Source organism: Mycobacterium sp., assembly GCF_040398885.1.
Lineage (GTDB): Bacteria > Actinomycetota > Actinomycetes > Mycobacteriales > Mycobacteriaceae > Mycobacterium.
Genome location: NZ_JBBATF010000244.1, coordinates 1 through 3,070, shown reverse-complemented (window position 1 = coordinate 3,070; position 3,070 = coordinate 1). Strand labels below are relative to the sequence as shown.

Annotated in this window: 4 protein-coding genes; all 4 read left to right on the top strand. The window is 68.4% G+C overall.

Annotated elements, in window-relative coordinates; translation table 11 throughout:
- Positions 1–215: hypothetical protein (locus ADBZ5U_RS15460; protein WP_526811662.1), on the top strand; the 215-nt coding region annotated here is incomplete at its 5' end.
- Positions 216–259: 44 nt separating this feature from the next.
- The gene (locus tag ADBZ5U_RS15455; protein ID WP_526811665.1) at positions 260–1,762 is read left to right on the top strand and encodes an acyl-CoA carboxylase subunit beta; all 1,503 of its coding nucleotides are present in this window, start codon (positions 260–262) and stop codon (positions 1,760–1,762) included.
- Between the two features lie 22 nt (positions 1,763–1,784).
- On the top strand, positions 1,785–2,528 hold the full coding sequence (locus ADBZ5U_RS15450) for an SCO6745 family protein (protein WP_526811664.1): 744 nt from the start codon (positions 1,785–1,787) through the stop codon (positions 2,526–2,528).
- A gap of 21 nt (positions 2,529–2,549) precedes the next feature.
- Positions 2,550–3,070 (top strand): serine/threonine-protein kinase (locus ADBZ5U_RS15445; RefSeq protein WP_526811660.1); only part of this gene is annotated, 521 nt, incomplete at its 3' end.

Genomic DNA, 3,070 nt, shown 5'->3' with positions numbered 1-3,070 from the left:
ACGACGACGCGATCATGTTCGAGCCGCGCTACGGCACCCGCAAGCCCGACGGCGGCTGGGGCGAATTCGTCTCCGACCTCGAGGTGGTGCGGATCGGGGGCGAGCACATCCAGGCCATCGACGAGCCGTACATTGCGAAGGTCGGCGCTCACATGAGCGAGGCCATCAACCGCATCCAGGCCCACAACGACCAGGCCCGGCAGGAGAAGCCGTGACGAACAAGTCCACCGCCGAGTTGCTGGCCGAGTTGCGCGAGAAGATGGAACTGGCCAGGGAGCCCGCCGGTGAGGCCGCCGCCGCCAAGCGCGACAAGCGCGGAATCCCGAGCGCCCGAGCCCGCATCCACGAGCTGCTCGACCCGGGCAGCTTCATGGAGATCGGCGCGTTCGCCCGCACCCCGGGTGACCCGAATGCCCTCTACGGCGACGGCGTGGTCACCGGTCACGGCACCATCAACGGCCGGCCGGTCGGCGTCTTCTCCCACGACCAGACCGTCTTCGGCGGTTCGGTGGGGGAGATGTTCGGGCGCAAGGTGGCCCGGCTGATGGAGTGGGTGGCCATGGTCGGCTGCCCGATCGTCGGCATCAACGACTCCGGCGGTGCCCGGATCCAGGACGCGGTCACGTCGTTGGCCTGGTACGCCGAACTCGGCCGCCGGCACGAATTGCTGTCCGGTGTGGTGCCGCAGATCTCGATCATCCTGGGCAAGTGCGCCGGTGGCGCGGTGTACTCGCCGATCCAGACCGATCTGGTGGTCGCGGTGCGAGACCAGGGCTACATGTTCGTCACCGGTCCGGACGTCATCAAGGACGTCACCGGCGAGGACGTCAGCCTCGACGAACTGGGCGGGGCCGACTACCAGGCCCGCTACGGCAACATCCACCAGGTGGTGGACTCCGAGAAGGCCGCCTTCCAGTATGTCCGCGAATTCCTGGAGTTCCTGCCGCCCAACACTTTCGACGACGCGCCGGTGATCAACCCGGGACTCGAGCCGGAGATCACGCCGCACGATCTGGAACTGGACAGCCTCGTCCCCGACGCCGACAACACGGCCTACGACATGCACGAGATCCTGATCCGGATCTTCGACGACGGCGATTTCCTCGACGTCGCGGCGCAGGCCGGGCAGGCGATGATCACCGGGTTCGCCCGGGTGGACGGCCGGCCCGTCGGCGTGGTCGCCAACCAGCCGATGCACATGTCGGGCGCGATCGACAACGAGGCGTCCGACAAGGCCGCCAGGTTCGTCCGGTTCTGCGATTCCTTCAACATCCCACTGGTCTTCGTCGTCGACACCCCCGGCTTCCTGCCGGGCGTGGAGCAGGAGAAGAACGGCATCATCAAACGCGGCGGCCGGTTCCTCTACGCCGTGGTGGAGGCCGACGTCCCGAAGGTGACGCTGACCATCCGCAAGTCCTACGGCGGGGCGTACGCGGTGATGGGGTCCAAGCAGTTGACCGCCGACCTCAACTTCGCCTGGCCCACCGCGCGGATCGCCGTGATCGGCGCCGAGGGCGCCGCACAGTTGCTGGTCAAGCGGTTCCCGGATCCCACCGCCCCGGAGGTCCAGAAGATCCGCGCGGACTTCATCGAGGGCTACAACCTCAACATGGCGATTCCCTATGTCGCCGCCGAACGGGGCTTCATCGACGCCGTCATCGAGCCGCACCAGACCCGACTGCTGCTGCGCAAGTCCATGCGCTTGTTGCGGGACAAGCAGATCCAGCGGGTGCAGCGCAAGCACGGCCTCATCCCCATCTAGCGAGGATCATGACGTGACCGGCATGAAAGAGGCTGTCCGCGCCGCAGGGGCCCCGATCCGAGAGGCCGTCGCGGTGTTCATGCTGCATCCGGAGACGCTCGCCGGAAGTGTTGCGGCGGGATACGGGAACCCGATCGCCGGTTACGTGCTCGGCCGCGCTGGTGTGCTGCCCAACCCGACCGCCGAGTCGGCGGCCGAGGCTTTCGCGATCTTCGAGCCGAACTTGATCGACGCCATGTGGGACCAGGGCGCGCCGGTCCGCAGCCCGGCCGAGGCCGCCGAGGTGTACTGGAAGCAGACCGCGGACTTCGGCCGCAGGTACCTCGCCGGGGCCCGCGGTTTGTCCCGCATCGCCGAGTTGGGCGAGAAGGTCATCGCCGCCACCCCCGGCGACGATCTGCCGCTGTACTCGGGATGGCGAAGGATGCCGCCGGCCGAGGATCCCGCCGCGCGCGCCCTGCAGGTGATGTTCGTGTTGCGCGAACTGCGGGGCGGCGTGCATTTCGAGGCGCTCAAGCCCTCCGGCATCCACCCGGTGGAAGCCCACATGCTCAACAACGGGCCGGAGTACTGCGCCATGTTCGGCTGGCGGGAACCGTTCGCCGACGGCTCGGACAAGAAGCAGCGCTATGCCGAGGTGGAGGACGCAACCAACGACCGGATGGCCGAGATCTTCTCTGCCGCTTTGACTCTGGAAGAGGCCCAAGAGTTGGCACGGTTGAGCGAAGCCGCCCTGAATTCTTTGAAAGCCGCCCTCCCCGCCTAGGGGTGCGCCGAGGTTTCCGCCATGCCGCTCACCGAGGGCCAGGTGTTCGCCGGCTACACGATCGTGCGCGTGCTCGGCGCGGGCGGCATGGGTGAGGTGTACCTCGCCGCGCATCCCAGGCTGCCCCGCAACGACGCGCTGAAGGTGCTCGGCCCGGCGGTCAGCGACGACGCGGAGTACCGGCAGCGGTTCAACCAGGAGGCCGAGATGGTGGCGGGGCTGCACCACCCCAACATCGTCACGATCTACGACCGCGGCGAATTCGATGGGCGACTGTGGATCTCGATGGAGTTCGTCGACGGCGCCGACGCGTACGGTCTGATGACCGAGAAGTACCGTGGCGGACTTCCCGCCGAACTCGTGGTGCGGATCGTGACCGCGGTCGCCGGGGCGCTGGACTTCGCCCACAGCCGCGACGTGCTGCACCGCGACGTCAAGCCGGCCAACATCCTGCTGGGCGGCGACTACTCGACCGGGGGCGCCGCGGCCGGGGGCGCCGCGACCGGGGGCGCCGCGACCGGGGGCGCCGCGACCGGGGGCGC